This window comes from Buttiauxella brennerae ATCC 51605, assembly GCF_001654925.1.
In the GTDB taxonomy this organism is placed as follows: Bacteria; Pseudomonadota; Gammaproteobacteria; order Enterobacterales; family Enterobacteriaceae; genus Buttiauxella; species Buttiauxella brennerae.
On the sequence record NZ_LXER01000071.1, the window covers coordinates 1 to 391 of the forward strand.

A 391-nucleotide genomic window follows, 5' to 3' on the forward strand; every position below is an offset into this window, starting at 1 on the left:
GGTAATGCTCCGGCTATCCCAACGGAGGCAATGATCAACGTTAATGTTAACCCGCCCCACTGGCGTGTTCGACACGATCCAGACCCAAAAAACCACCGTACAATAATCCCCAGACAACCAACGGATAGACGACTGCCCATACCGCGATATATCGCCCCCTGCGTGGCATTGCATTCCAGAACATCGGAACAATGGAAGCCAGGCCAATCAGCAGCGCCAGATTAATGCGCCAGCGCTGATCGTGCGGATAAAGCCCATACATAAATTGCCCAAAACGTGCATGGATAAACACCCAGCAAGCGCCTTCTTTGGTGCAATCAGCTCGGCTATCACCGACCCAGTTTGCCTGGAAAATCGTCCAGTTTAACAATGGTGGGATCAGCTCCCACAT

Annotated in this window: 1 pseudogene; it reads right to left on the bottom strand. The window is 52.2% G+C overall.

The annotated features are described in order from the left end of the window. Window positions 1–391: pseudogene (locus M975_RS22035) on the bottom strand (amino acid ABC transporter permease); the annotation flags it as partial.